Annotated in this window: 24 protein-coding genes, 2 tRNA genes and 3 rRNA genes; 2 read left to right on the top strand and 27 right to left on the bottom strand. The window is 45.9% G+C overall.

What is annotated here, in order from left to right; genetic code table 11:
- The first annotated feature begins 106 nt into the window (after positions 1–106).
- Entirely contained in the window at positions 107–1,036 is a 930-nt protein-coding gene (locus FSB75_RS20605) for a YihY/virulence factor BrkB family protein (protein WP_146791316.1), read from the top strand.
- A 3-nt stretch (positions 1,037–1,039) separates the two neighbouring features.
- Here FSB75_RS20605 and FSB75_RS20600 read toward each other — a convergent pair whose 3' ends face one another.
- Positions 1,040–1,558 carry a hypothetical protein gene (locus FSB75_RS20600; RefSeq protein WP_146791314.1) on the bottom strand — a complete coding sequence of 173 codons (519 nt, stop codon included), beginning with the start codon at positions 1,556–1,558 and terminating at the stop codon, positions 1,040–1,042.
- Between the two features lie 107 nt (positions 1,559–1,665).
- Between FSB75_RS20600 and FSB75_RS20595 the strand changes: the two genes are divergently transcribed.
- Positions 1,666–1,947, top strand: coding sequence for a hypothetical protein (locus FSB75_RS20595; protein ID WP_146791312.1), 282 nt, complete (start codon positions 1,666–1,668; stop codon positions 1,945–1,947).
- A 46-nt stretch (positions 1,948–1,993) separates the two neighbouring features.
- On the opposite strand, the gene FSB75_RS20590 is transcribed toward FSB75_RS20595, so the two are convergent.
- The 26 genes from FSB75_RS20590 to FSB75_RS20470 all read right to left on the bottom strand — a co-directional run bounded on the left by FSB75_RS20590 (position 1,994) and on the right by FSB75_RS20470 (position 25,196).
- On the bottom strand, positions 1,994–2,203 hold the full coding sequence (locus FSB75_RS20590; protein WP_146791310.1) for a hypothetical protein: 210 nt from the start codon (positions 2,201–2,203) through the stop codon (positions 1,994–1,996).
- A 46-nt stretch (positions 2,204–2,249) separates the two neighbouring features.
- Positions 2,250–3,245 (bottom strand): MBL fold metallo-hydrolase, encoded by a 996-nt coding sequence (locus tag FSB75_RS20585; RefSeq protein ID WP_146791308.1) that lies wholly within the window; start codon positions 3,243–3,245, stop codon positions 2,250–2,252.
- Between the two features lie 62 nt (positions 3,246–3,307).
- Positions 3,308–3,442, bottom strand: coding sequence for a hypothetical protein (locus tag FSB75_RS22270; protein ID WP_262711939.1), 135 nt, complete (start codon positions 3,440–3,442; stop codon positions 3,308–3,310).
- A gap of 54 nt (positions 3,443–3,496) precedes the next feature.
- Positions 3,497–3,760, bottom strand: a complete 264-nt coding sequence (locus FSB75_RS20580) for a hypothetical protein (protein WP_146791306.1) — start codon at positions 3,758–3,760, stop codon at positions 3,497–3,499.
- A gap of 86 nt (positions 3,761–3,846) precedes the next feature.
- Complete coding sequence (locus FSB75_RS20575) at positions 3,847–4,152, bottom strand: hypothetical protein (RefSeq protein ID WP_146791304.1); 306 nt, start codon at positions 4,150–4,152, stop codon at positions 3,847–3,849.
- Positions 4,153–4,262: 110 nt separating this feature from the next.
- Positions 4,263–4,946 carry a hypothetical protein gene (locus tag FSB75_RS20570; protein WP_146791302.1) on the bottom strand — a complete coding sequence of 228 codons (684 nt, stop codon included), beginning with the start codon at positions 4,944–4,946 and terminating at the stop codon, positions 4,263–4,265.
- Positions 4,947–5,126: 180 nt separating this feature from the next.
- Positions 5,127–5,933 carry a hypothetical protein gene (locus FSB75_RS20565; protein WP_146791300.1) on the bottom strand — a complete coding sequence of 269 codons (807 nt, stop codon included), beginning with the start codon at positions 5,931–5,933 and terminating at the stop codon, positions 5,127–5,129.
- Between the two features lie 150 nt (positions 5,934–6,083).
- Entirely contained in the window at positions 6,084–7,928 is a 1,845-nt protein-coding gene (locus FSB75_RS20560) for an alkaline phosphatase PhoX (protein WP_146791298.1), read from the bottom strand.
- Between the two features lie 81 nt (positions 7,929–8,009).
- Positions 8,010–8,121, bottom strand: a 5S ribosomal RNA gene (rrf, locus tag FSB75_RS20555).
- A gap of 94 nt (positions 8,122–8,215) precedes the next feature.
- Positions 8,216–11,097: ribosomal RNA gene (locus FSB75_RS20550) — 23S ribosomal RNA — on the bottom strand.
- Between the two features lie 212 nt (positions 11,098–11,309).
- Positions 11,310–11,382 (bottom strand) — tRNA-Ala (locus tag FSB75_RS20545).
- 55 nt (positions 11,383–11,437) lie between these two features.
- A tRNA-Ile gene (locus FSB75_RS20540) sits at positions 11,438–11,515 on the bottom strand.
- Between the two features lie 130 nt (positions 11,516–11,645).
- Positions 11,646–13,175, bottom strand: a 16S ribosomal RNA gene (locus FSB75_RS20535).
- The 16S, 23S and 5S rRNA genes sit together here with 2 tRNA genes alongside, the layout of an rRNA operon.
- A 684-nt stretch (positions 13,176–13,859) precedes the next feature.
- Positions 13,860–14,624: a tRNA pseudouridine(38-40) synthase TruA gene (gene truA, locus FSB75_RS20530; RefSeq protein ID WP_146791296.1), complete on the bottom strand. Its 765-nt coding sequence runs from the start codon at positions 14,622–14,624 to the stop codon at positions 13,860–13,862.
- 4 nt (positions 14,625–14,628) lie between these two features.
- Entirely contained in the window at positions 14,629–15,981 is a 1,353-nt protein-coding gene (locus tag FSB75_RS20525; RefSeq protein ID WP_146791294.1) for a DUF4476 domain-containing protein, read from the bottom strand.
- 210 nt (positions 15,982–16,191) lie between these two features.
- Positions 16,192–16,986, bottom strand: a complete 795-nt coding sequence (locus FSB75_RS20520; protein ID WP_146791291.1) for a TPM domain-containing protein — start codon at positions 16,984–16,986, stop codon at positions 16,192–16,194.
- Between the two features lie 3 nt (positions 16,987–16,989).
- Entirely contained in the window at positions 16,990–17,448 is a 459-nt protein-coding gene (locus FSB75_RS20515) for a TPM domain-containing protein (protein ID WP_146791289.1), read from the bottom strand.
- A 4-nt stretch (positions 17,449–17,452) separates the two neighbouring features.
- Positions 17,453–18,046 carry a LemA family protein gene (locus FSB75_RS20510; RefSeq protein ID WP_146791287.1) on the bottom strand — a complete coding sequence of 198 codons (594 nt, stop codon included), beginning with the start codon at positions 18,044–18,046 and terminating at the stop codon, positions 17,453–17,455.
- A gap of 76 nt (positions 18,047–18,122) precedes the next feature.
- Entirely contained in the window at positions 18,123–19,313 is a 1,191-nt protein-coding gene (locus tag FSB75_RS20505) for a phosphoglycerate kinase (RefSeq protein WP_146791285.1), read from the bottom strand.
- 88 nt (positions 19,314–19,401) lie between these two features.
- Entirely contained in the window at positions 19,402–20,415 is a 1,014-nt protein-coding gene (gene gap / locus FSB75_RS20500) for a type I glyceraldehyde-3-phosphate dehydrogenase (protein WP_146791283.1), read from the bottom strand.
- A gap of 141 nt (positions 20,416–20,556) precedes the next feature.
- A complete protein-coding gene (locus tag FSB75_RS20495; RefSeq protein WP_146791281.1) occupies positions 20,557–21,381 on the bottom strand; it encodes an SGNH/GDSL hydrolase family protein in 825 nt (274 codons plus the stop codon).
- 103 nt (positions 21,382–21,484) lie between these two features.
- The gene (locus FSB75_RS20490) at positions 21,485–21,832 is read right to left on the bottom strand and encodes a DUF4296 domain-containing protein (protein ID WP_146791279.1); all 348 of its coding nucleotides are present in this window, start codon (positions 21,830–21,832) and stop codon (positions 21,485–21,487) included.
- A complete protein-coding gene (porD, locus tag FSB75_RS20485; RefSeq protein ID WP_146791276.1) occupies positions 21,833–22,744 on the bottom strand; it encodes a type IX secretion system protein PorD in 912 nt (303 codons plus the stop codon).
- On the bottom strand, positions 22,741–23,925 hold the full coding sequence (gene coaBC, locus FSB75_RS20480) for a bifunctional phosphopantothenoylcysteine decarboxylase/phosphopantothenate--cysteine ligase CoaBC (RefSeq protein ID WP_146791274.1): 1,185 nt from the start codon (positions 23,923–23,925) through the stop codon (positions 22,741–22,743). The genes porD and coaBC overlap by 4 nt, the downstream gene beginning before the upstream one ends.
- Before the next feature lie 139 nt (positions 23,926–24,064).
- Positions 24,065–24,409, bottom strand: coding sequence for a DNA-directed RNA polymerase subunit omega (locus FSB75_RS20475; RefSeq protein ID WP_146791272.1), 345 nt, complete (start codon positions 24,407–24,409; stop codon positions 24,065–24,067).
- Positions 24,384–25,196: an outer membrane protein assembly factor BamD gene (locus FSB75_RS20470; protein ID WP_146791270.1), complete on the bottom strand. Its 813-nt coding sequence runs from the start codon at positions 25,194–25,196 to the stop codon at positions 24,384–24,386. Before FSB75_RS20470 ends, FSB75_RS20475 begins: the two co-directional genes overlap by 26 nt.
- Positions 25,197–25,266 lie beyond the last annotated feature (70 nt).

Raw genomic sequence — 25,266 nt, 5'->3', positions numbered from 1 at the left:
ATAGAAACTGTGCTTATAAAAGTTCATTGCCTTGATACAAACGCAAATTCAAAGTTTATGAAAACAGAAGCGCAGAAATGGCAAGGAATTTTATTTAGTTTGTAGGATGGCGCACGCTGTTCAAACAAAACTGAAGTTCTCTCTTTCACACCTGCCCGCAATTTTTAAACGGGCCTTTGCGCATTTAATTCACAACGACCCATTGCGCATGGCCGGCGCCACCGCCTTTTTCACTTCTTTTGCATTGCCGTTTATTTTGATTTTGCTTACGCAATTCATGGGGCTGGTTCTTGACCCGCTGAAAATAAGGCACAGCTTGTTCCGCGATCTCTCGGGCATCGTTGGCGAACAAAGCGTTCGGCAAGTGGTAGATACGTTGATCGCTTTCCGCCAGCTTGCGCACAACGTTTGGATAACTGCCTTTGGCTTTCTTTTTTTGTTGATGGTAGCTACAACTATGCTGATGGTGATAAAAAGTTCCATCAACCAACTGTGGCGCATTAAAGTGGTTGAGGGAAGAAGCGTTGCCAAACAGTTGCGTACCCGTTTACAATCGGTTCTTATCATTTTGGCTACCGGCGTTTTAATTCTTGTAAGCATACTTGCCGAAGCGGCAAAAGCGCAAATGGGCAAAAGCATTGCGGCCGTTTTTCCGGCACTAGCGCTTTACATTAATAGCGTGTTCAACTATGTGCTTTCGCTGTTGTTTGTAACGCTTTGGTTCGGCGTTCTTTTCCGGTTGCTGCCCGATGCCCGGCCTTCGTGGAAAGTGGCTTTCAGCGGGGCTTTTGTAACGGCTATTCTTTTTACCGCCGGTAAATACGTGTTGCGGCTCCTGCTCATCAACAGCAACATCAGCAATTTATACGGCGCATCGGCAAGCGTTGTCCTGGTGTTGTTGTTTGTGTTTTACTCATCGCTCATCTTGTATTTTGGCGCTTCGTTTACGCATGTGTGGTCGGCTTATTTGCACGAGCCTGTAAAGCCTTTGCCTTATGCTTCTCGTTACGAGGTAAGAGAAATAAAAGAATCGTAATTCTTAGTGCCTTCTTGCCGAATCATTCCGAATAGAACGCGGTTGACGGTCGCCCCAAAGCCACGAAACAGCGTAAGGATTTTTCCCGTTTACACCAATGCTTGCCTCGCTTGTGCCAACGCCCTGTATGCTTGTGCCCGTGCCCACGGCGCCGCTGCCATAAGCCGTGCCGGAAGACGTTGCGGTTGTATTGCGCAGCAAGAGATGACCGTTGGCAAAACCGTATGATCCCTTAGGCATTCCAACAATACCCGATCCGCTTATGCGCAGGCCGGAGCCGTTCGCTCGTTGATTAAGCCGGTTAACGGTAGGGTCGGTAATGAGCAGCTTTGATGATGAGGCAAAAGCGTCGTAGCGGCCTGTGCTTGATAAAGTAACCACGGAATCTTTTGCCGCTCTTGTGCTTTTGTTTTTGGCAACTGTTTTTGCCGGGCCATTTTTCTTTTTCACTCCGGCCGACTGTGCAAAGGAATGTGCCGTGAAGGTGCAAAGCAGAAAACCAAAAAGCATCCTCTTTTTCATAACCGACAATTATCTGTTTAACTGCTGCAAAGGCACTGCCACATTTGTCTTTTCGCAAAGGGACGGCGGTACAATATTTTCAGCAAAGCCAGAAACAACGACGCAACATGAAGACGATTAAAGTACCGTTCAACGGAAAGGGATATAAAGTGAATTACGATGTAGAAACAATTGACATGAGCATGACCCCTGTGGGTTTTTTAAATGTGTATTCGGTTTTTGTTGACGATGCCGAACTGCAAAAGATAACCGGTGCGCATTTTACTCTGTTGCACAATCCAAGTGTTACAGTAACACCTTTATACGAAATCAAAGCTTCGGGTGATGTGAACGAGATTAATCTGAAAAAGCAAATTGCCCAGCAGGTGATGAACAATCCCACTGAATAAAAAGAGAAGCAGAAACCTGCTTCTCTTCAAAAAATCAGTTGTTGGCTTACGGTGTGCCAAGGGTTTCATCTTTTCCTTTTAAGGGCTCTACCCTGCCGCGATCAGCTTTGTCGGTAGTGCGGTGAGACCGTTCATCGCCAGCGCCTTCCCCGCCTTCCACATCACCGTAATCGGCTACCTTCGAGCCGGGTGCATTCACCGTTGGATTCGGTTCGCCCATCCGCTGTTCGTTTTTCTTTTGCTTATTATCTTCCATAACTTTTTTTAAGGAAGCGCAAATCCCGTTCCTGTTAAGTGAGGCCTCAACGATACTGCGTCCACCACTGGCTGTTGTACGGTTCTTTATTTACCGTAACGGATTCGCCGGGTGCAGGCAAAATCAACTTCACGTCTTTCTTTGCCGCTTCTGCTATTAATCGTTCAACCGGTTCTTTCCAGGGATGCATGGCCAGGCTAAACGTTCCCCAGTGAATGGGCAGAAGCAAAGGCCTGCCCAGATCAAGGGTAGCCTGTACCGCCTTTTCCGGTCCCATGTGAATGGCTTCCCACATTTCGTTGTAAGCGCCAATTTCAAGCATCGCAATATCAAAAGGCCCGAGCCTTTCCGCGATTTCGGCAAAGCCGTTGTAATAACCCGAATCAGCGCCGAAGAAAATGTTGTGCACTGGTGCTTTAACGACAAAAGCGCCCCACAGTGTTTTAAAACGGTCGTTGAGCCAACGCCCCGAAAAATGACGCGAAGGTGTTGCGGTTACGGTAAAGCCTCCATCAATTTTTGTTTCCTGCCACCAATCCAATTCCGTGATCAAATTTTTTTGAACGCCCCAGTTTACAAGGCGCCTGCCCACGCCAAGCATGGTTATGACCGGAATGTTTTTGCGGGTTAAAGCAAGTAGCGTTTGTTTATCCAAATGATCGTAGTGATCGTGCGACAAGAGCACCGCATCAATTGCGGGAAGATGGCTCAGCGGCAAAGGATTTTGAAAGAAACGCCTGGGCCCGAGAAATCGAAACGGCGAAACGCGGTTGTACCAAACGGGGTCGGTAAGGAAACGTTTCCCGTCCACTTCAATCAAAAGCGTTGAATGCCCCAGCCAGGTAACGCGAAGGGTTTGCGACGGAAGTTGTTGCAATACTTCTGCACTTGCGCTAAAAGGGCCAAGCGGGGACGCAGGCTCCCGTTCCGGGTGCTTTTGAAGAAATTTTCGCATTACCCGGAAGAACGAGCCGGGTTTCATCATCTCCGTCGAAACGGGATTGAGAAAGACCTTGCCGTTAAAATTTTGCGGTGCTTGCATAACGGAAAATTAAAAAGGGAACGTCGTATTGCATTCCCTGTTCCGAAACGGCTGTGTAAAGATTAATGGTAATGCCCGCCGCCGCAATGGCCAAGCAGCATGTAAATGATGACAAACACTACGATTGTTCCAAAACAACCGCCACCTAATTTGCTGGCACCATAGCCGGCTATCAACGCTCTCAACCAATTTGGCATAACTCAAAATTTTTATAAAAAGTTCAAAAAACTGTGCCATTTAAAAGCAGCTTGCTACTGCTTCACAGCACTGTTTGTGTGCGCTTGTGAACGCACGGCTTTATTCTGCGGGCTTTCGTAATGTTTCCGGATACCCAACGTTGTATTTGTTTTTACACGAAAATCTTTGTGGCACATTTGCCAGCACTCACCCGTTTCTTTAATGATAACGGTGTAAAGCGTATCGGCGTGGGGACCGTAGTCAATCATGTACCAAATGTAGCCGTCGCCATAAGCGGTTGTTACTTCCAACGGCTGCTTAAACTCAAAGGCTAGCATACTCTTTTTCTTTTACGATAAGAAAATAGTGCCACACCCTCATGTTCAATAACCTTGGCGTAAGAAAGAGGCGGCAGAAAAAGAATTTAATAGAAAGAGAAATCAGCCTGCTCCGCAACTTCCTTTGCTTTTTGCGAACGGTACTTCCGCACACGCAGTTGTGTGTGCAATGCTTCTTCGGCTTTTTTTGTAAGACGATAAAGTTTGCCGAATGAGTCGGTGTGATAGGGAACAATATAGCCTTCTTTCAACAAGAATTCAAAGTCGCCACGCTCCAGGCGATGATGTCCGCAAATGATAACGTCGGGGAAAAAATAGTAGGATTGGATAGACTGGTTATACACTCTAACCAATAATTGAAGCAAGGCCTGACTGACAGTGGTTTTGTTCATGAACAAGGCTTGAACCGAACCTTGGAATATCACAGGAAAAATAATGCCATGCCTGCTTAATCGCTTGAAATAAAAAGCCCTGAAACAATTTCAGGGCTTTCAAAAACATTTTACTTACGCTTCCACCGGCATTCGTTCTCGTGGTCGCGCAAGTTGCCCACCAACCGGTTGTACAGGTTTTGGTTTGACGAAGAAGAAAGAATAATCTGGCCATTGGTGCGGGTAGCGTTGTTTAATGAATTAGCCGAAACATTGTTCAGCAAGGTGGAAAGATTTAGATCGGTGATAGCGGTATAGCCGTTGTTGTCGCTGACTGTTACGTTTTGCTGGGCTCCCTTGATTTCTATTGGTTGCGATACCCGAAGAATAACGGGAGTGCCGTTGTAATTTCCTTCCAATTCCAAAGCCGGTTCGTTGTTTGTTGGAGCCAACTCAAGTTTGAATTTCACCTGATCGTAAGTTCCCGAAGGAATCAGGATTGTACCGGCCGAAGCAACAGGATTGAAGAGATCAATGTGCCGGTCTGTTCCCGAGCGGTAAGAAATGTCGTTCTCCTTGTTTTTAGCCTCAAACTTTAGTTCCGTTACGTTGGCAAAGCCGGAAGTCCAGTTAATGGCCGCTGCCGTTTGTAAAGTGGAACTTTCAGTGTTCACCGCACCCAGAGTGGAAGACCGATCAGCGGCAACCAGTTGATAGCTGACATTCGAACCGTCCGATGTGTTGTTGTTTTCTTTTTTGCAGCTAACAAGCAAAGAACCGAGGGCTACAAGAGCAAGCAAAGTGTTTCTTTTCATACGTTGGCTTTTTAAGGGTTTACAATTGCCTCGCTGAAAGCAAGAAACAAACCAATTTCGTTTTTGGTGGAAATCTTTGCGGTAAGTGCTGTTGTGTTTATCGGGCCTCTGTTTCTTCACCCGCATTTTCTACCGTCCGTTATAAACAAGGTTGAATACAGTGAAAGAAACGCAGTGTGATTATTCGATGAAGCTTGAGTAAGCTCTCTCACCAAAATATTTGTAACGCTTTTCATCTTGTTTGGTACCGGCAAGAATGGAATGAATGAAACCGTTCAGGTCAACCTGTTGCGTGTGATAAATCTTTTTTTCAGGATTTGTTTTTAGAAAGAAGCGAACTTGTTTGTTCAGTGATTGATAAATAATTAAACTGTCATCTCTTCTTTTTTCGAAGGGAAATATTTGCGTCAGGTGACGAAGCAGCAAGCCGCTGCGATACCAGGTTCCGCTGGTATCGGAAACAAAGCGTTTTCCATTTAATAAAGCCATGCTGTCGTTGTAGGCAAATACATTCAGCTTCGCTTCCTTATTTTGTTGCAACCAGTTTTGAAGTTTTGGCAAGTAGGTTGAATCATAACCGTAATTGCTGTCCAAAAAACTGATGTTTTTTACAAACGAAGGGATTACATCAACGCCGTCAAGATAACTAAAAATGAAACGGCCGCCGCCGCTATGACCGTTTAGGTAAAGTGCTTTCCTCCCCCTGAAAAGATTGAAAATTGTATTAACGATGTGTTGCACTTCGCCAACGTAGTTCGCATGTTTTGTTTTCCACTGCGGCCAGCTTTTGTCTGTGTTTTCTAAATAGGCAACAACAATATTCTTCTTCGGTAATTGCCGGCGCAGGAAGGCTGTTTGTGCTTTGATGTGTTGAATGTCGAAATGCCAGTCGTCACCTGCGGAAATCTTTTTTCCCATTGTTTGTTCTGCGGTATTGCCGTTGGGAAGCGCATAAAGAATAACGAAGCTTTCGTGTTTTGAATTCAAATGAGGCGGTTCGTCCAGTGTTATTCTCACATCACCGAAAAAAACAAAGCTGCGCCGCAGTGCAGATTGCTGTGCAAATGCAGAAAAGACAGCAACACAAAGCAAGAGTGCGGTCGGGATGAGTTTTACACTTTTGATTACCGGCGCATTTTATTTTTTAGTAAATGATGCTGTGCTTTTTCCTTCAGCCGTTTCTACAATCAGGTAATAGGTGCCAGCGGGCAATTCTTTCACATGAATCTCAAAATTATTCGTGGCGCTTCTTACCTGCCGACTGATGGTTACACCGGCTGCGTTTATGATGGTTGCGGAAACTTGCCCTGTGGTTGCGTTTGAAAGCTGAACGATGAGTTTATCAGAAACCGGCGAAGGAAATAATCTTAGGATGCTCTGTTTCTCTATATTGATCGTTTTTGTTTCCGAATAGACAATCTTTCCGTCTTTGTCTTTTTGTCTTAGGCGATAATAAAGATTGTTCGCAAGCGGAAGTTTGTCATCAACAAAACGAAACGAAGAAGCTAATTGCTTCACGGTTCCAATTGCGTCGAAATGTACGCCGTTGATTGATCGTTCGATTGTGAATTCATCGTTGCTGATGCTTGCCGTTTTCCAATTTAATTCAACGGTGTTTTTTTCCGTTCTTGCCTCAAAAGAGGTAAGATTCACCGGCAGTGGAACGTTGGCGCCGAGGTTTTCTTGTCGGGCAATCACAATCGCTGTTGACTCATCAAACACCACCGCGTTCCCGGCCGCATCAGTTTGCGAACTCGTATTGCTGTTGTTCGGGTGCTGGACAGACATGAACAAATACTTGTAATCGGGTGAGAAGGTAATGCCCGTCGGTTCGCTGCCACCAGGCATGATGGCAAAGAGTTTGACTTTTGGAGCCACGGCCGTATGATCAGGCGCCACCACCCAGATGTAATCGTTACCGCCATCCTGCAATACCCACAAATTTCCTTCGCCGTCGAAAGCAAGGTTGTCTGCGCCATTACCCCAGGCGACAGGCGGATACGGCCCGGCACCGTCAACATCGTAGTCCGTTGATTCCACAAACACTTCCAATTGATCAACCGTGTTGCCCAAATCATTAAAGCGGTAAATTCTTCCCGACGTCGTAGCGGCAAAATAAATTTTGCCGTCGGGGCCGCGTTCAATGCCTTCAACGCGGACGAAATTATAAGCACCGGCATCCTTTGCTGATGTTGTCGTATTGTTTTGCTCAGCAGCAGTTGTATTTGGAATTTGTTGCCAGGTGCCGCCGCCCAACGAGGATGTGGTTTGCAACGCATATAAATTACCCACTGAAAAATTTCCCGGAACAGCGGGAACAAATTTGTACACATAGCCAGCCGTATCGTTATCAGCGCTCCAATAAGCGACGGACATATCGGGAGTCATAACAACGTCTTCATGTTTTTGACGTCCCATTGCCCATAGTTTGTCAACGCCACCCACACCGTCTTGATTAATAACCGTACGTGATGCCGGATCAATTTCGATAATCCAGCCGTCATCGTTGTAACCATCACTGTTGTAGTCAGCACCGGCCATTGTTTCTTCGCAAACCATTACGTGCCCGTTGGGCATAACGGTTCCGGCGCAGAAGGCGTTTACATAACCTATATCGGAAAAAGGAAAGGGCACGTTGCCGCCGTCGCCAATTGTCCAAAGTTTTGTCGTAGGGTTTAATGAAATGGAAAGGATAGCCGCTCCCGCATATACGCGTTCGCTGCTGATGGAAAGATAACCGTTGCTACTACTGCCGCTAATTGGAACGTAACCGGTAAAATCCAGATTGATGCCTACGGTTTCGCCAGATAACAAAGTGCTGTTCGACCGCACGATTCGCTGAAACGTATGCGTGGCAGGTAAAACAAGGTTTTGCGTTTGGACTGCTGGTTGAATGGAATTAAAGGTTGCAATGGTTTGGGAAGAAGCCTGAAATATGGAAAAATAAAAAACACCAAGCACCAGTTCTTTTCTGTACAGCATGATTTGTTGGCTTTGCAGTAGCAACCAAGATAGAACAGAAAACAAAAAAGCCTCTCATTTCTGAAAGGCTTTTTTAAATAAATATGGCAGCTACCTACTCTCCCGCATTTTGGTGCAGTACCATCGGCCATGAGGGGCTTAACTTCTCTGTTCGGTATGGGAAGAGGTGAACACCCTCGGCAAAACCACCATAAAAAGATGGCTGTAAGCTAACAGCAACAGAGCTGAAAGCGAACCGCATAATAATGTCATATTGGAAAATAGTTGTCAGAAGAGAGACAAAAATAAAATTAAAGCTTACGGGCAATTAGTACTACTCGGCTTTGCTATTACTAGCTTTACACCTGTAGCCTATCAACGTCATCGTCTTTGACGACCCTTAAAAGTAAACTCATCTTGAGGAAGGTTTCACGCTTAGATGCTTTCAGCGTTTATCCTGTCCGTACATAGCTACTCTGCATTGCACCTGGCGGCACAACAGATACACCAGCGGTACGTGCGACCCGGTCCTCTCGTACTAAGGTCACGTCCTCTCAATTTACTTGCGCCCACCACAGATAGGGACCGAACTGTCTTGCGACGTTCTGAACCCAGTTCACGTGCCACTTTAATCGGCGAACAGCCGAACCCTTGGGACCTTCTCCAGCCCCAGGATGTGACGAACCGACATCGAGGTGCCAAACCTCCCCGTCGATATGAGCTCTTGGGGGAGATCAGCCTGTTATCCCCGGAGTACCTTTTATCCTTTGAGCGATGGCCCTTCCATGCAGAACCACCGGATCACTTCAGCCGGCTTTCGCCCCTGCTCGACTTGTCTGTCTCACAGTCAAGCTCCCTTATACTGATGCGCTCTACGTACGATTACCAACCGTACTGAGGGAACCTTTGCAAGCCTCCGTTACTTTTTAGGAGGCGACCACCCCAGTCAAACTACCCACCATGCACTGTTTCCCGCAAGGGATTAGACTCTAAACAAACAAAGGTTGGTATTTCAACGTTGACTCCACCACCCCTGGCGAGGCGGCTTCAAAGTCTCCCAACTATCCTACACATCGGTTGTTCAAAATCAATGCAAAGTTGTAGTGAAGGTTCACGGGGTCTTTCCGTCCCGTGGCGGGTAACCGGCATCTTCACCGATACTACAATTTCACCGGGCTCGTGGAGGAGACAGTGTTCAACTCATTAGACCATTCGTGCAGGTCGGAACTTACCCGACAAGGAATTTCGCTACCTTAGGACCGTTATAGTTACGGCCGCCGTTTACTGGGGCTTCAGTCAGGAGCTTTGGACTTGCGTCCGAACACCCTTCCTTAACCTTCCAGCACCGGGCAGGTATCAGGCTCTATACGTCATCTTTCGATTTTGCAGGGCCCTGTGTTTTTGTTAAACAGTTGGTTGAACCATTTTACTGTGACCGCATCGCTGCGGTACGCTTTATCCCGAAGTTACAGCGTTAATTTGCCTAGTTCCTTCTCCACGGCTCACCCGAGCGCCTTAGAATATTCATCCCGTCTACCTGTGTCGGTTTGCGGTACTGGCAGCATTAGCCTAACCTTAGAGGTTTTTCTCGGCAGCTTTTAGGTTCACTCACTTTGGCCGAAGCCTCAGTGTACTTTCAGGTTTTGCCAAACTCTGCGGATTTACCTACAAAGCTTATAGCTACACCCTTAATCGCACTATTCCGTAAGTGCGAGGAACTTTCAATACTGCGTCGCCCCATCGAAACTAATGCTGGTGCTGGAATATTAACCAGCTTTCCATCAGCTACCCCTTTCGGGTTCACCTAAGGACCAGACTAACCCTGATCCGATTAACGTTGATCAGGAACCCTTAGACTTACGGCGAACAGGTTTTTCACCTGTTTTATCGTTACTTATACCTACATTTTCTTTTGAAATCGCTCCAGCAATGGTCACCCATCACCTTCGATGCAGATTTCAATGCTCCCCTACCGAATACGACTCAAAGTCGCATCATAAAGCTTCGGTTCGTAGTTTGATGCCCGATTATTTTCCGTGCAGGGTCTCTCGACCAGTGAGCTGTTACGCACTCTTTAAATGAATGGCTGCTTCCAAGCCAACATCCTGGCTGTTATAGAAACCCCACCTCGTTTGATCAACTTAACTACGTATTAGGGACCTTAGCTGTTATTCTGGGTTATTTCCCTCTCGGCCACGGACCTTAGCGCCCGTAGCCTCACTGCCGCAGATATTTATGAGCATTCGGAGTTTGTCAGGGTTTGGTAGGCGGTGAAGCCCCCTAGCCCAATCAGTAGCTCTACCTCTCATAAACTTCTAAAATGCGACGCTGTTCCTAAAAACATTTCGGGGAGAACGAGCTATCTCTCAGTTTGATTGGCCTTTCACCCCTATCCACAAGTCATCCCAGAGCTTTTCAACGCTAACGGGTTCGGCCCTCCAGTGTGTGTTACCACACCTTCAGCCTGCTCATGGATAGATCACAAAGTTTCGCGTCTGCCCCCACAGACTAAGCGCCCTATTTGGACTCGCTTTCGCTACGGCTCCGTTATTAAAGAACTTAACCTCGCCTGTGAGGAGCAACTCGTAGGTTCATTATGCAAAAGGCACGCCGTTACATATTGCTATGCTCCGACCGCTTGTAGGCGCACGGTTTCAGGTACTATTTCACTCCCTTGTTTAGGGTGCTTTTCACCTTTCCCTTACGGTACTGGTTCACTATCGGTCTCTGAGGAGTATTTAGCCTTACCAGATGGTGCTGGCAGATTCAAGCAGGATTTCTCCGGTCCCGCCCTACTCAGGATACCACTCGTCCCTGTCAATTTACGCTTACGCGGCTATCACGCTCTATGGCTTAATTTTCCAAAAAATTCAGCTTGATGACAGTTTCTAAATGTGGTCCTACAACCCTCAAGCGGCACGCCGCTCAAGTTTAGGCTGTTCCCTGTTCGCTCGCCACTACTTAGGGAATCATTAATTTATTTTCTTTTCCTCCCGGTACTTAGATGTTTCAGTTCTCGGGGTTGGCTCACCTTACGGTGTACTATACCTTCAGTATAGTGGGTTGTCCCATTCGGAAATCTACGGATGTAACGATTGTGTGCATCTCCCCGTAGCTTATCGCAGCTTACCACGTCCTTCATCGCCTCTCAGAGCCAAGGCATCCACCATGCGCCCTTAGTTGCTTTAAAAAATTTGAAATTGTATTGTTACCCGACCACCAACTTCAGACCACCAATTACTTGGCGATACAAAAAATTAATGTGATCGATAATAGACTCTCGTCTAACAACTATTTGATTTTTCCAATATGTCAAAGAGCTTATCTCTTTAGAGATGTAAGCAGATATTAAGGATTGAACCTTCAGGCCTTATGCCATATCTATGTATGAAAGAACTTTAGTGGAGGATAACGGATTCAAACCGTTGACCCCCTGCGTGCAAAGCAGGTGCTCTATCAGCTGAGCTAATCCCCCAGTTGGAATATAGCTTCAAGCTGTGAGCTAAACGCTTAGGCTTGCAGCTTTGGTTTGGTAGACCCGAGCAGATTTGAACTGCTGACCCCTACATTATCAGTGTAGTGCTCTAACCAGGCTGAGCTACGGATCTGTTTGGTAGCCCTTCCCGATTATAGTCGGGAGTATCGGGTATACAATTTTAAAGAACTAAATTTGAAAGAAAAGGAAACAACAGCGGTAAGTCAATTGTCATTGATGCGGACACCTTTGACGTGCTCTAAAAAGGAGGTATTCCAGCCGCACCTTCCGATACGGCTACCTTGTTACGACTTAGCCCCAGTTACTAGTTTTACCCTAGGCGGCTCCTTGCGGTTACCGACTTTAGGTACACCCAGCTTCCATGGCTTGACGGGCGGTGTGTGCAAGGTCCGGGAACGTATTCACCGTATCATTGCTGATATACGATTACTAGCGATTCCAGCTTCATGGAGTCGAGTTGCAGACTCCAATCTGAACTGAGAGGCGTTTTTTGGGATTGGCTCCTTATCGCTAAGTGGCAGCCCTTTGTACGCCCCATTGTAGCACGTGTGTAGCCCTGGGCATAAAGGCCATGATGACTTGACATCATCCCCTCCTTCCTCGCGTCTTACGACGGCAGTTTCAGTAGAGTTCCCAGCGTTACCTGATGGCAACTACTGATGGGGGTTGCGCTCGTTGCGGGACTTAACCCAACACCTCACGGCACGAGCTGACGACAGCCATGCAGCACCTTACAATCTGTGTATTGCTACAAAACCAGCTTTCACCGGCGGTCAGACTGCATTCTAGCCCAGGTAAGGTTCCTCGCGTATCATCGAATTAAACCACATGCTCCACCGCTTGTGCGGACCCCCGCCAATTCCTTTGAGTTTCAACCTTGCGGTCGTACTTCCCAGGTGGGATACTTAATGCTTTCGCTCAGACACACACTGTGTATCGCGTATGTCGAGTATCCATCGTTTAGGGCGTGGACTACCAGGGTATCTAATCCTGTTTGATCCCCACGCTTTCGAGCCTCAGAGTCAATATTCGTGTAACGAGCTGCCTTCGCAATTGGTGTTCTATGTCATATCTAAGCATTTCACCGCTACATGACATATTCCGCTCATCTCCACGGTATTCAAGACAGATAGTATCAACGGCAGTTTCCGAGTTAAGCTCGAAGATTTCACCACTGACTTACCTGCCCTCCTACGCTCCCTTTAAACCCAGTGAATCCGGATAACGCTTGCACCCTCCGTATTACCGCGGCTGCTGGCACGGAGTTAGCCGGTGCTTATTCCTATGGTACCGTCAGTCTCTTAAGAATAAGAGGTTTCGTCCCATATAAAAGAAGTTTACAATCCAGAGGACCTTCATCCTTCACGCGGCATGGCTGGTTCAGACTTGCGTCCATTGACCAATATTCCTTACTGCTGCCTCCCGTAGGAGTCGGGCCCGTGTCTCAGTGCCCGTGTGACTGGTCGTGCTCTCACACCAGTTACTGATCGCTGGCTTGGTGGGCCGTTACCCCGCCAACTACCTAATCAGGCGCACGCTCATCCAAAACCGCCGGAGCTATATTAATAAAGTGATGCCACTTCATTAAGTTACGATGTATTAATCCTCCTTTCGGAGGGCTATTCATCAGTTTTGGGTAGATTGCGTACGTGTTCCGCACCCGTTTGCCGGTCGCCATCAGTTGTATTGCTACAACCATGCTGCCCCTCGACTTGCATGTATTAAGCCTGCCGCTAGCGTTCATCCTGAGCCAGGATCAAACTCTCCATTGTAAATGAGTTTTGATACTGACTATTAAATTCTCAAATTTTGAAAAATTAACGAGTCAATTTCGAATTTTATTCGCTTGACTTACCTAGATTTTAAATCATAAAGATTTAAGTTGCTGTTGCTTCCAAACTTTCAAAGAACTTTAATCGGTTTAAACTTACGTTTTACTTCGATTTTGCAGATGATAAGGTTTTGAACCTCAAGGCCTTTTGCCGCATCTATTGTTGTGTAAAGAACTCTTTTTCGTACCCCTTATTTCGATTTGGAGTGCAAAGGTAAGAGCTTTTTTCATTCTACCAAATTTAATTTTCTGATTTTCAATTTTTTAACAATCGTTCAGAAGATTCATTCGGCAATAATTTTCGTGATAATGTAAAGAACTGTTTTCGTTTTTTGCGGGAGTGCAAAGATAAAAGTGATTTGCAATTCCGTCCAAATTTTTTCTTTATTTTTCTTCCAAAATTTTGTGAAGTGAATTTTAAGAAAATCAATGGCAACTGTCGTTCAAAAAGCGGCTGCAAACATAGGTAACTATTTGACAACCAAAAAATTAATTTCAAAAATATTTCTAAAAACTTCGAAGAAGTCTCTTCTTAATTTTCTTCTTTTCTGTACGACTTTCAAAAAGCGGATGCGAAGATAAGAGCCTTCAACAATACGCTCCAAACCTTTTCAAAAAATAGTTGCTAAATATCTGTGAAACGCTGTGCCGATGCCGAAAAATAATTCTCTGGGTAGGTAACTTTTTTCAGATATAGGCCGTGCGCCGGAACAGAGAAACCACACTTCCGCTCGTTTACGAAGAGATTATTAAATTCCGAAAGGCTAATTTTTTCCCTACCTGCTTTTAAAAGAGTGGCCGTAACTAAACGAACCATCCCGCGTAAAAAGCGATTTGCTTCTATTGTATAAAACAGACTTTCTCCTTTAATTTTCCATTCGCTCCGGTAAATCTGGCATTGGAAGTTTTTGACTTGCGTGTTGGTTTTGGAAAAAGCGAAAAAGTTTATTTGGTGTTTAATGAATGCGGTTGCTTCTTGCAAAGCATCCAAGTTTAGTTTATACGGATAATAAAACGATGTCTCCCGGAGAAAGGGGTTTTTAAACCGGTGAATTTTGTAAACGTATTCCCTGCTCGTGGCATCAAACCGGGAATGAGCACCGTCCGGCATTGCGAAGATGTTTTTTACGACAATGTCGTCCGGTAAAATAGCGTTGAGTTTGTAAACCGCTTGCGGGTGAATCGCATCGTCGTAATCAAAATGAAAGAAGTTCTGGTAGGCGTGCACGCCAGCATCGGTGCGGGACGAGCCTGTAAACTGAACCGAACGGCGGTGAAGCGTTTGAAACGCTTTTTCTACTTCCGCCTGAACCGTTAACGCATTTTCCTGGATTTGAAAGCCGCTGTATTTTGTGCCTTTGTACGCAACCTCCAAAAAATAACGGGTCATGTGCTTATTCTCCCGCCAAAGCTTTGAAGCGCTTTAAAAAATATTCGTCCTTGATTTCAGACTGCAAAGCCGCAAAATTTTGTTTATCTGATACGTAGTTGTAGGCCGCATCGAAGAACTGATACTTGGCAGCGGAGGTTAAAAATAAAGTACTGAGATAACGAACTTGTTCCACAGTAAAACAGCGTATTTTAAAAGCTTTCTTGGCTTCAAAAATCATGTCTTCATCGGTAGATTTTGCGGCCATATTTTTTCGAAGCTTCAGAAAATCTTTCTCCGAAGCTTGTTCTTTGCAAGGTTGGCTGTTGCTCTCTTTATCTATCTTTTTATCCTGTCTCAATTCGTCGGTGCTGTTTTTTGTTTCATTCTTGTTTGATTCAGCGCGGCTAATGTTGGTCTCAACTTTTGATGATACGTTATTCACAGTCACAGGCTCCGCTTTCTTCTCGACTTCAGAAGAATTTGTTTGCCCCTCTTGTTCAAGTTTAAATTTTGAAGGCGGAATCAAAATACGGACTGTATCGGTCTTGTCTCCTGTTTTATCAAAATAAACAATGCCAAAGCCTTCCGTGGTGGAGCTTTCGGAACGGCGAACAATGACCGAAGGTTTGTATTCACTTACCGGATTTGTGGCGGTGGAAGTTCCTTCTTTTGAAACGGACGACTTCTCTTCGGCTTTCGGTGTCGTTTCTGAAGCAGGCACCACAACTGTTTTTGTCGCTTCATCTTTCTTATCAACTTTGACTTCGGTTGTTTCAACAGGCTTTTGTACAACGGCATCTTTCGGCTTTTCTTCTGCCGGTTTTTTGTCTTCGGCTTTTGCAATGAGCGGCTCTTTTTGTTCGGGCTTTGGCTCGTCTTTCTTCGCTGCTATTACTTCCGTTTTTTCGGGTTCAACTTTGGGGTCTTCTTTTTTTGCCACCGGTACTTTCAACAAGCTCGGATCGTCGGCGGCTTTGGAAAGAACGGAAGAAAATTTATCGGTCTTGGTTTCGTAAACCGTATTGTCTTTGTTTGCCGAAACAGATTTTACCACGGTTAAATCTTCAATGTCGAAAAGCGACAAACCATCGGAGAAATTTTTGAGCAAATAGCCTTTATCGGCCTGATTGATGGTGACGGCAAATCTTGTTTCCGGCTGTGTACTTTTTAGAAAACCAACGCCCAATACATAAGTCGTATCGGTAAGGTTTGGAAGAATGAGATAACCCGCAGTGGAAGAACTGTAAACTTTATCGGACAGGCGAACGTAAAACGGAGATTGATCGTCGGTTTGCAAATAAAGAAAATAATTTTTCTGCGCCTTCGCGAAGATGGCCAAACACAGGCCGGTGCAAAACAGAAACAGCTTTTTCATGTAAGCCAAAATTAACGGAAAGGATTATACACAGTGGAAAAGGTATGGCATTCGAGCTTAAGGAAAGGTTAGATTCTTTGCCGAACAGACTTACTGAACGTTGAAGAGTGCGACGCAAGTAAAGCCCAATAGATAGATAGACCTCTGGTCAAAAATAAAAAAGGAATAGAAGATGAATAAGGTCAAGTAAGTATAAAACTAAGCGGCCATTTACCAACTTCCGCCGGCGCCTCCACCGCCACCGCTGCCGCCGCCAAATCCACCAAATCCTCCACCGCCGCCGGACCATCCTCCGCCGCCACCTGACCAGCCGCCGCCACTGCTTCTGCCAAGCATATTTCCCAAAATGAAGGGCCCGAGCCAGCCGCTACCGCGACGCGAAACGTAGCCTCCACCTCCTCTGCCACCGCCCCCAAACATGCTTAAAATAATGAAGAGAACCACAATGCCAACGATGATTTTTCCAATACCACTACCGCCATTGCCACGGCCCCGTTGCGCATAACCTTGTGGCGCTTTATACTCGCCGGCAGCGGCTTGTATAATGGAACTGGTAGCCGCATCAAAACCACGGTAATAATTTTGCGCCCTAAAGTTGGGCGTTATGTCGTTGTCAATAATTTCCTTGGCGGTAATATCCGGAATGGCGCCTTCTAATCCATAACCCGTCGAAATCCAAATCTTGTGATCGTCCACTGCCACCAGTATGACAACGCCGTTGTTCTTTGTGCCACCCACACCCCATTTGCGCAAAATACCAAGAGCTACTTCTTCAATGTCATAATCGCCGGTTGTTTTTACGGTAACAATTGCTACCTGATTTGATGTGCTGTCGTCGTAAGCAACCAGTTTGCTTTCCAGCGTTTCTTTTTGCTCGGGTGTAAGAATGCCGGCAAAATCATTTACCAGCCGTTGCGGGTTGGGCTTTTGGGGAATGACTTTATCAATCTGCGCCCACGCACAAATTGAACAAAACAAACAGATGAGAAGTGCAAATTTTTTCATTCGTTACCTGCCAAAAACAATTTCGTCCGGCAGTTCGTTTTTATCCGTGTCTTTATTGTAAGGAAAGTGTTCGGCAAGTGCTTCGCCGAGTTGTGTAATAGCCGTACAAATTCCGTCAATTAATTTTTCCTGCCTGAATTGAAAGAGCATTTTCTCCACCACGTCTTTCCAATAATCTTCGCCTACTTTTTGATGAATGCCCGCATCGCCAAACACGGCTGCTTGCTTATCATCGGTTGCGAGGTAAACGAGCGTTGCGTTGCGGGCCTCGGTTTTGTCCATTTGAAGGCTGGCAAAGATTTCTGCGGCTCTGTCCACTGCGTTTACAAAACGGCAACGGCTTTCGATAAAAAGCCGTACCTCGCCGCTGGTGCGTTGCTCCGCCTTCTGAATGGCCGCAACCAACTGTTGCTGCTCTTCGGCGGTAAAAAATTCTTTCTTTTTCTGCCAGGGAAATCGCACAAGATTATTTTATATCAAAATTGATGTCGGGTGCTTTTTCGCTTCCGGGATCGGCTTTGTAGAAAGGCCGCTGGTGATAACCAAGAATACCGGCAAAGATGTTATTCGGGAAAAGTCGCACTTTTAAATTGTAATTGGTTACCGCATCATTGTAGTCGCGCCGTGCGGTGTTGATGCGGTTCTCCGTTCCTTCAATTTGCGTTTGAAAATTTTGAAAAGCCTGCGTGGTCTTTAAATCAGGATAGGCTTCGGCAACGGCCATTAAACGACTGAATGAACCTTGCAATTGCGCCTGCGCTTGTTGATATTGCCGCAACGTTGTGGAGTCGTTCAGGTCAACGTGTACCGAAGTTGCTCTTGCCCTTGCATTGATGACTTCTGTCAGTGTACCTTTTTCAAAATTAGCAGAGCCTTGAATGGTCTTTACAACACTGTTATACAAATCCGTCCGGCGCTGATAATTTGTTTCCACATTACTCCAACTCTGTTGTACCACGGTATCAGCGGTTGCCAAGCCCCGTTGCTGGCTGCAGCCCCAGAAAACAAGGATAACAATGATTCCCAAAACGATCCATAAACCAACGCCTGAACGTCTCATGATTTTAAAGTTTTAATGAATGTACGTTGAGTTATCAAATTAGACACCAGCTTTTAAAGACTGCAATTGTGGCGTACTATTTCAACGCCGCAATTCCCGGCAATTCTTTTCCTTCAAAGTATTCAAGCAGCGCCCCGCCACCGGTGGAGACGTAACTTACCTTATCTGCATAACCAAACTGATTGACTGCCGCCACGCTGTCGCCGCCACCTACCAATGAAAACGCACCTTTCTCTGTCGCTTCAGCAACGGCTTTCGCAACGCCTTTTGTGCCGTGCTGAAACTTTTCCATTTCAAAAACGCCCATTGGCCCGTTCCACAAAATAGTTTTGGAATCATGTATCACTTTGGTAAACATTTCGCAGGCCATCATGCCGATATCAAGTCCCATCCAACCATCAGGAATCGTATTGCTCAACGAAGAAGAAACAGTTGCGTCTTCGGCAAATTTGTCGGCGATGATGCTGTCGGAAGGCAGATGAATGCAAACGCCTTTGGCAGTGGCCTTTTCCATCAGCTCTTTCGCGGTATCAAGACGGTCGTTTTCGCAAAGCGAGTTGCCGATCTGTCCGCCCATGGCCTTGTAAAATGTGTAGGCCATGCCACCGCCGATGATGATGTCCGTAGCTCTTTCCAAAAGATTTTCGATGATGAGAATTTTGTCGGAAACCTTTGCGCCGCCGATGATGGCTGTGAATGGTTTTTGGGCGCTGTGCAAAACCTTTTCGGCACTTTCCACTTCGCCTTCCATCAAAAGGCCAAACATTTTGTTTTCGGGAGAAAAGAATTGCGCAATAACCGCGGTGGATGCGTGTGCCCGGTGTGCCGTGCCAAAAGCATCGTTAACGTAAACATCGCCAAGCTTTGCAAGCTTTTCCGCAAAATCTTTGTCGCCTTTTTCTTCCTGTTTGTAAAAGCGAAGATTCTCCAACAACAAAACCTGACCGGGTTGCAAAGCTGCCGCTTTTTGCACCGCTTCATCGCCGATGCAATCGTTCGCAAATTGCACGTCGGTGCCCAACAATTCGCTGAGGTGTTTCACCAAATGTTTGAGCGAATATTTTTCCGTCGGTCCGTCTTTTGGCCGGCCCAGGTGCGACATTAAAATAACCGAACCGCCATCGGCCAAAATCTTTTTAATCGTTGGCACTGCTGCCCTCATTCTTGTATCGTCAGTAATGTTGTATTGCTCGTCAAGCGGCACATTGAAGTCCACTCTGATTAAGGCTTTCTTGTTCTTAAAATTAGTCTCTTGAAACTTGCTCATTGCGTTGGTTCTTTTAGAAGTATAGTCAAAGGTAAAAGGGGCCAAACAAAAAAGCCGAACAAACGTTCGGCTTTCCAGGGTTTATACTTTATTTCTTTTCAATCAACTCGGCAAAATGTTTTACCGTTCGCACCAACTGCGAAACGTAGCTCATCTCGTTATCATACCAGCTTACGCTTTTTACCAACTGCGTATCGCCAACGGTTAACACTTTTGTTTGTGTGGCATCAAACAGGCTGCCGTAATGCATACCAATGATGTCGCTGCTTACGATTTCGTCTTCCGTGTAGCCGTAGCTTTCGTTAGCAGCAGCTTTCATGGCAGCGTTCACTTCTTCTACCGTGACCTTTTTGCCCAACACCGAAGTTAATTCGGTTAGTGATCCGGTAAGGGTCGGTACACGTTGCGCTGTGCCGTCCAATTTGCCTTTCAAATTCGGCAACACAAGACCAATGGCTTTTGCGGCGCCCGTGCTGTTGGGAACAATGTTTTGTGCGGCGGCTCTTGCTCTGCGCAAATCACCTTTCGGATGCGGCGCATCTTGCGTATTCTGGTCGTTGGTATAAGCGTGAACGGTTGTCATCAAAGCGGCCACAATGCCGTAAGAATCGTCAAGCACTTTTGCCATCGGCGCCAAACAGTTTGTGGTGCAGGAAGCGCAGGAGATGATGGTTTCCGAACCGTCGAGAATGTCGTGGTTGACGTTGAAAACAATGGTCTTTAAATCGCCTGTTGCAGGCGCGGAGATTACGACTTTTTTCGCGCCGGCCTTCAGGTGCGCTTCGGCTTTTGCTTTATCCGTAAAGAATCCCGTACACTCAAGCACCACGTCCACGTTATGCTGTCTCCAGGGAATTTGGGCCGGGTCTTTTTGTGCATAAATCTTGATCTCTTCGCCGTTTACCGAAATCGAATTTTCGGTTGATTTCACGTCTTGATTAAAACGTCCCTGTGCCGAATCGTACTTCAACAGGTGGGCTAAAACGGCGGGAGAAGTAAGGTCGTTAATGGCAACGACTTCAATGCCTTCCATATCGTGAATTTGGCGAAACACCAGGCGGCCGATTCTGCCAAAACCGTTGATGGCAACTTTTACTGACATATCAATAGGATTTAAGTTTTAAAATGCGGGGCGAAGGTAAGGGAAGTTCAGGTTTTGGAGTTTTAAGTTAATGCACCCGGCAAAGTTGAAGGCAAGCCAATAAACTTTCCTCTATGAAACCACTTGCGGCACAAGCCGTCATCAATATTTCTTCATGATTTTCACCAAGGCTTTGCTGATTATTGCGAAGCCTTTGTCGGAAGGATGAAGACCATCATAGGTTACGTCAATTGCTTCAACGGGATAAGGATATTCATCAGTTTCGGGATTGAAAGGAACGTTGGCATAATCAGGATAAGGATAGTTTTTGTACTCACCGGTTTGCGGGTCTTTCAGCCGCTTGAATTTGACAAGGTGTTTTACGTCCATGCCTTTTTTGTGGTAAAGGTCAACTATTTTAAAACCTTCGTACTTGCCAACGCTGTCAACGGCTGCGGCAAACTGCTCCAGGGTTTGCCCGTCTTTGGGTTTGTATGACCCGTAAGCGTTGTTCTTCGGATTATTAATGTAAACAAAATCGCTTCGCTGCATGGGCGTGATGAGAATAATTTTGGCTTGGCTATTCAGGTTTCGAAGTTTGTTGACAATCACACGAAAGGAACCGTAAACCGTAGCCATTCCTGTATTGTTTTGATAATCGGCAAAGGTTCCCAACCGGCCACCGTGCCACCAATCGTTGGTGCCCAGAAACACGGAGTAAACATCGGCTTTTACCAATCCCAATTTTTCAATGTTTTCCGCTATTCGCACAGCCGTCCAGCCGTTGTGTCCCTGGTTAATGAAATGTATGTTCGGAAGTTTTTCCACCACTCTTGTCATGTAACCTTTGGTAATGCGGTTGCCTGTTTCAGCCTGGTGATCGTTCAAATAAGTAATGGAATCGCCGATGGCAACCCACGTTACTTCTTTTTTGGTAAACGAAACAAACAGAAAGAAAACACCGAGCAGGAAAAACAGTCTTTTCATGTTGATTGAATTTGAAGAAACACAAAGCAAAGAAAACGTTGTTGGTTTCTTTTTCAAAAGGCAATTAGACGAATGACTTGTTTTCGAAATACGGAGATGATTGTTACAGATGTTTCGTTGTGTCGTTCAATCGCTTTAAAGCTGTGTCGGATTTGGCTTTCAGCGAACCAAGAATTTCTTTCAAAAGATCGGGACGGCCTTGGTAAAAGGACATGCTTTTGCGGTAGTCGTCTTTGCTGATGGAATGAAGGCGGAAAACAGAATCGTATAAAGCCGTTCGCTTCGAAAACTTCCGAAAGGTTGAATCCTGCAGGCTGGCAAAATCAACCCACTCGTCGGCGCGAATCACATCGTACAAAACGGCTTCCATCTTTTTCGGCGGCAGCACACCTTTTGGCACTTCACCCGAACAAGAAAAAAGAAAAAAGAGAGAGAGGAAAAGAAAGCGCATTTACCGGAGTTCTTTGTAAAGATTAGTATTGGTAACGTCAAGTTTTACCAGCAGATCTCTTGCTTGCGTTTTCAGGTCGCCTTCAGCTTTACTGAACACTTTTACCAATTCATTTCCCTTGCCCTGAAAGAAAAACTGGAGGATCATGGAGTTGGGATTTTCGCGGTTCACGGTGTTCAAATAATTCAACGCGTTGAAGATGCTGAGGCGGGCTTCTTTTTCTTTATCGAAAAAATTATCAAGGCCGCCGCGATAATAAGCGTAAATGGCATCGTGCATCAAGGCATAACGACTGTCCACCAAACCTTCAATTAGTTTGTAGCGGTTGCGCAAGCCGTCAAAGGCTTTCCAGCCGCTGATTTGGCCGCCTTCGGGTGCGTTGTTTACAATATATTGCGCCTTTTGAAAATAAGGATCGCCGCCGCGCAACCCAAACGAATCGTAATCCATCCCCACCACCAGGTTCACGTAATAAGCAATCACCGCGGGTAGGTTTGCCATCATTGCATCATTGCCTTGCACACGGTTCTCGTTAAATTCCACCGGCTGAAATTCGATGTATTGAAACACCACTTCGTTGTCCTGAAAATTTATAATGGGCGAAAAATAATTGCTGTTGAAGGCGGGCCGCGCCGCTTGCACCGTTAGCGTAGCCTTGTACTGATTGTTGCCCAATTCCTGTTCGATGTTGAGCAAAAAATTGCAGCGGATCTTTTCCTGTGGCTGAAAGGCATCCGGCGTCCACTTGCGGTTATTCACAAAATTGGTCAGCGTGGTTTGCAGGGTTTGAAAGGTCTTCTTATCCACCTGCGAACTAACCCGGTTGGCAAGCACGGTAAATTTTGCCTGCAATTCCTGCGCATTGGCAATTCGGGTAATGAAAAAGACAACAAGAATAAAAAAAGTTCTCATTTTATCATTTCGGTTATTGTGTCAACAAGATCCGTAGCCAGCGCGGCTTTGCTTTTGAGCGACAAGCTTTTCTGGCAGCCATCGCGAAAGTAAAACGTTGCTTTATTGGTGTCGTGCCCAAAGCCAGCGCCTTCGTCGCGAAGTGAATTCAGCACAATCAGATCGGCATTTTTTTCTTTCAGTTTTCTTAAGGCGCTTTCTTTTTCGTTGTCCGTCTCAAGCGCAAAGCCAACAAGTGTTTGCTCGTTGCGTTTTGTACTGCCCAACGAAGCTAAAATATCCTTTGTGCGTTTTAATGTCAAGTTTAGCACTCCGTCGCTTTTTTTAATTTTTTTATCGGACACCTTGACCGGTGTATAGTCGGCTACAGCAGCAGCCATCACTGCTATGTCGTAGTTAACCGCACTGCAGGCTTGATACATTTCTTCGGCCGATGTAACGGAAATACAATGAATGCCGTTGTTCTTTACCGAAGCGGAAACCGGACCGTAAACCAGCGTTACTTCGGCGCCTCTTCGCTGCAATTCTTCGGCAATCGCAATTCCCATTTTGCCTGAGGAATGATTGCCAATAAAACGTACCGGATCAATGGCTTCGTATGTGGGACCAGCCGTCACTAATGCTTTTTTCCCCTTCAGGCTATTTTGTTTGGCAAAGAAGGTTTGCAGGAAATTAAAAATGTCTTCGGGTTCAGCCATGCGACCATCGCCGATTAAGCCGCTTGCCAGCTCGCCGAAACCAACAGGGATAATTGTACATCCGGCCGCTTCTATCGTTTTCAAATTAGCCTTTGTAGCAGGATGATGCCACATGTCTTCGTCCATGGCCGGTGCAACAATGACCGGGCAGGTTGCGGACAGATAAGAAGCCAGCAAAAGATTGTCGCAGGTGCCGCAGGCCATCTTGCTTAGCGTGTTGCAACTGAGCGGCGCAATCAACATTGCATCGGCCCATCGGCCCAATTGCACATGATTGGCCCAGGTATCTTCCTTAAAAAGATCAACCTGTACTTCGTTCTTTGAAAGCGTTGCCAGCACCAACTTCGAAACAAAATCGGTGGCCGCCGGCGTCATCACAACTTTTACATCCGCACCGGCTTTTACAAATAGTCGCACAAGCAAAGGCAACTTGTAAGCCGCAATGCTACCGGTTATACCCAGAACAATTTTTTTTCCTTTCATGCGAAGAGAATAAAGGAGAAAGAACGGTGAAATTTTTCTTTTGCCCGCACAAGATACTGCGCTGGCGCAAAGAGAGTACAAAACGAAAAGAGAGGCGCTTGAAACAGCCGCCTCTCTTTTTCTTAATTCTTTTACACCCTTAGCTAAAAAGGTCTGCGTCTTCGTTTTTGCGGTAATAAACTTTGCCTTCCATAAATTCAGACGTTGCCAGCAAAGCCGGGTTAGGCATGCGTTCGTAAGCCCTTGAAATTTCAATTTGCTCCTTGTTCTCGTGAATTTCTTCCAGGGAGTCGGTGTGCGAGGCAAACTCTTCAAGCTTGTTGTGCAACTCTTCCTTAAGGGAAATATTAATCTGGTTTGCCCGTTTGGCAATTACCGCAATGGACTCGTAAGTGTTACCGGTTTTACCTTTAAGCTCGTTTACGTCACGAGTCTCAATGTTATTGGTAGTAATGGTACTAAGTTGTCGTCTTAGCAGGCTCATTTGTATAAATTTTTAAATTGTTTTGCGATTTTGTTACGTACTCTTTTACTTCTTTCGCCAAAGGACTTTCGGGAAAGCGGTCCATAAAGTCATTGGCTTCTTCAATTACTTTTTCAAAACGCTCTGCTTTCTTGTCTTCCACGCTCAATTCTGCAAAGCGAAAATATGATTTAATGGCCATTAGCTTATACTGATCGGCGTTTGGCGTATCGGCGTATTGGTTCAGCATGGTGTTGAAAGCTACGGCAGCGGCACGGAACTGGCCAATGTCGTAATAAAGTTGGGCTGCGTTGCGGTCTTTAACTTCCAATTTTTCCCGCAGTTGGTCAATAATAGCGGTTGCATCTTTGTTTCGTGCCGAGCCCAGATGCGTGTTGATGAAGGTTTGAAACATACCGATCGCTTTCAGGGTTGGCGTTTGATCCAATGCTGCCTTGGGCGATTGTTTAAAAAAGGTATAGGCCCGCATGTAATCTATCTCCTCCGAACGTGGCCCATTTGAAAATACCTCAAGGTAATTTTTAAACAGGTTTTCGGCGTTCATGTAATCTTTCTCGTAGTATGCTGTGTAAGCATATTTATAAAAGATATCCTCAAATTCAGGCTGGCCGCGGAAATAAGGCATGATGTCTTCGTAAACCTGTTGTGCCTGAGAATATTTCTTCTTCGCATAGTATTGCTCGGCCATCCGGAGTTTATAGTGCGGATCGGGGTTTTTCAAAACCTTGTTGAGCGAACTGCAACCGGCCAAGATAAGAACGGCGAAACAGGCAAGAGAAAACTTCATAAAGAGGGGCAAAATTAATAGGTTGGCCGCAAATATTTGGTAAATCCTTCAAAGCTGCCGCGCTGAGCCG

The organism is Flavisolibacter ginsenosidimutans (assembly GCF_007970805.1).
In the GTDB taxonomy this organism is placed as follows: Bacteria; Bacteroidota; Bacteroidia; order Chitinophagales; family Chitinophagaceae; genus Flavisolibacter; species Flavisolibacter ginsenosidimutans.
Note: the sequence above shows the minus strand (reverse complement) of the source record. Positions and strands in the feature narration are given on the sequence as shown.

Bases quoted from the DNA above. Each gene is read 5' to 3' on its own strand.
- FSB75_RS20605 (WP_146791316.1), top strand. From the start codon at position 107: ATGGCGCACGCTGTTCAAACAAAACTGAAGTTCTCTCTTTCACACCTG.
- FSB75_RS20600 (WP_146791314.1), bottom strand. From the start codon at position 1,558: ATGAAAAAGAGGATGCTTTTTGGTTTTCTGCTTTGCACCTTCACGGCA.
- FSB75_RS20595 (WP_146791312.1), top strand. From the start codon at position 1,666: ATGAAGACGATTAAAGTACCGTTCAACGGAAAGGGATATAAAGTGAAT.
- FSB75_RS20590 (WP_146791310.1), bottom strand. From the start codon at position 2,203: ATGGAAGATAATAAGCAAAAGAAAAACGAACAGCGGATGGGCGAACCG.
- FSB75_RS20585 (WP_146791308.1), bottom strand. From the start codon at position 3,245: ATGCAAGCACCGCAAAATTTTAACGGCAAGGTCTTTCTCAATCCCGTT.
- FSB75_RS22270 (WP_262711939.1), bottom strand. From the start codon at position 3,442: ATGCCAAATTGGTTGAGAGCGTTGATAGCCGGCTATGGTGCCAGCAAA.
- FSB75_RS20580 (WP_146791306.1), bottom strand. From the start codon at position 3,760: ATGCTAGCCTTTGAGTTTAAGCAGCCGTTGGAAGTAACAACCGCTTAT.
- FSB75_RS20575 (WP_146791304.1), bottom strand. From the start codon at position 4,152: ATGAACAAAACCACTGTCAGTCAGGCCTTGCTTCAATTATTGGTTAGA.
- FSB75_RS20570 (WP_146791302.1), bottom strand. From the start codon at position 4,946: ATGAAAAGAAACACTTTGCTTGCTCTTGTAGCCCTCGGTTCTTTGCTT.
- FSB75_RS20560 (WP_146791298.1), bottom strand. From the start codon at position 7,928: ATGCTGTACAGAAAAGAACTGGTGCTTGGTGTTTTTTATTTTTCCATA.
- truA (WP_146791296.1), bottom strand. From the start codon at position 14,624: ATGACCCGTTATTTTTTGGAGGTTGCGTACAAAGGCACAAAATACAGC.
- FSB75_RS20525 (WP_146791294.1), bottom strand. From the start codon at position 15,981: ATGAAAAAGCTGTTTCTGTTTTGCACCGGCCTGTGTTTGGCCATCTTC.
- FSB75_RS20520 (WP_146791291.1), bottom strand. From the start codon at position 16,986: ATGAAAAAATTTGCACTTCTCATCTGTTTGTTTTGTTCAATTTGTGCG.
- FSB75_RS20510 (WP_146791287.1), bottom strand. From the start codon at position 18,046: ATGAGACGTTCAGGCGTTGGTTTATGGATCGTTTTGGGAATCATTGTT.
- FSB75_RS20505 (WP_146791285.1), bottom strand. From the start codon at position 19,313: ATGAGCAAGTTTCAAGAGACTAATTTTAAGAACAAGAAAGCCTTAATC.
- gap (WP_146791283.1), bottom strand. From the start codon at position 20,415: ATGTCAGTAAAAGTTGCCATCAACGGTTTTGGCAGAATCGGCCGCCTG.
- FSB75_RS20495 (WP_146791281.1), bottom strand. From the start codon at position 21,381: ATGAAAAGACTGTTTTTCCTGCTCGGTGTTTTCTTTCTGTTTGTTTCG.
- FSB75_RS20490 (WP_146791279.1), bottom strand. From the start codon at position 21,832: ATGCGCTTTCTTTTCCTCTCTCTCTTTTTTCTTTTTTCTTGTTCGGGT.
- porD (WP_146791276.1), bottom strand. From the start codon at position 22,744: ATGAGAACTTTTTTTATTCTTGTTGTCTTTTTCATTACCCGAATTGCC.
- coaBC (WP_146791274.1), bottom strand. From the start codon at position 23,925: ATGAAAGGAAAAAAAATTGTTCTGGGTATAACCGGTAGCATTGCGGCT.
- FSB75_RS20475 (WP_146791272.1), bottom strand. From the start codon at position 24,409: ATGAGCCTGCTAAGACGACAACTTAGTACCATTACTACCAATAACATT.
- FSB75_RS20470 (WP_146791270.1), bottom strand. From the start codon at position 25,196: ATGAAGTTTTCTCTTGCCTGTTTCGCCGTTCTTATCTTGGCCGGTTGC.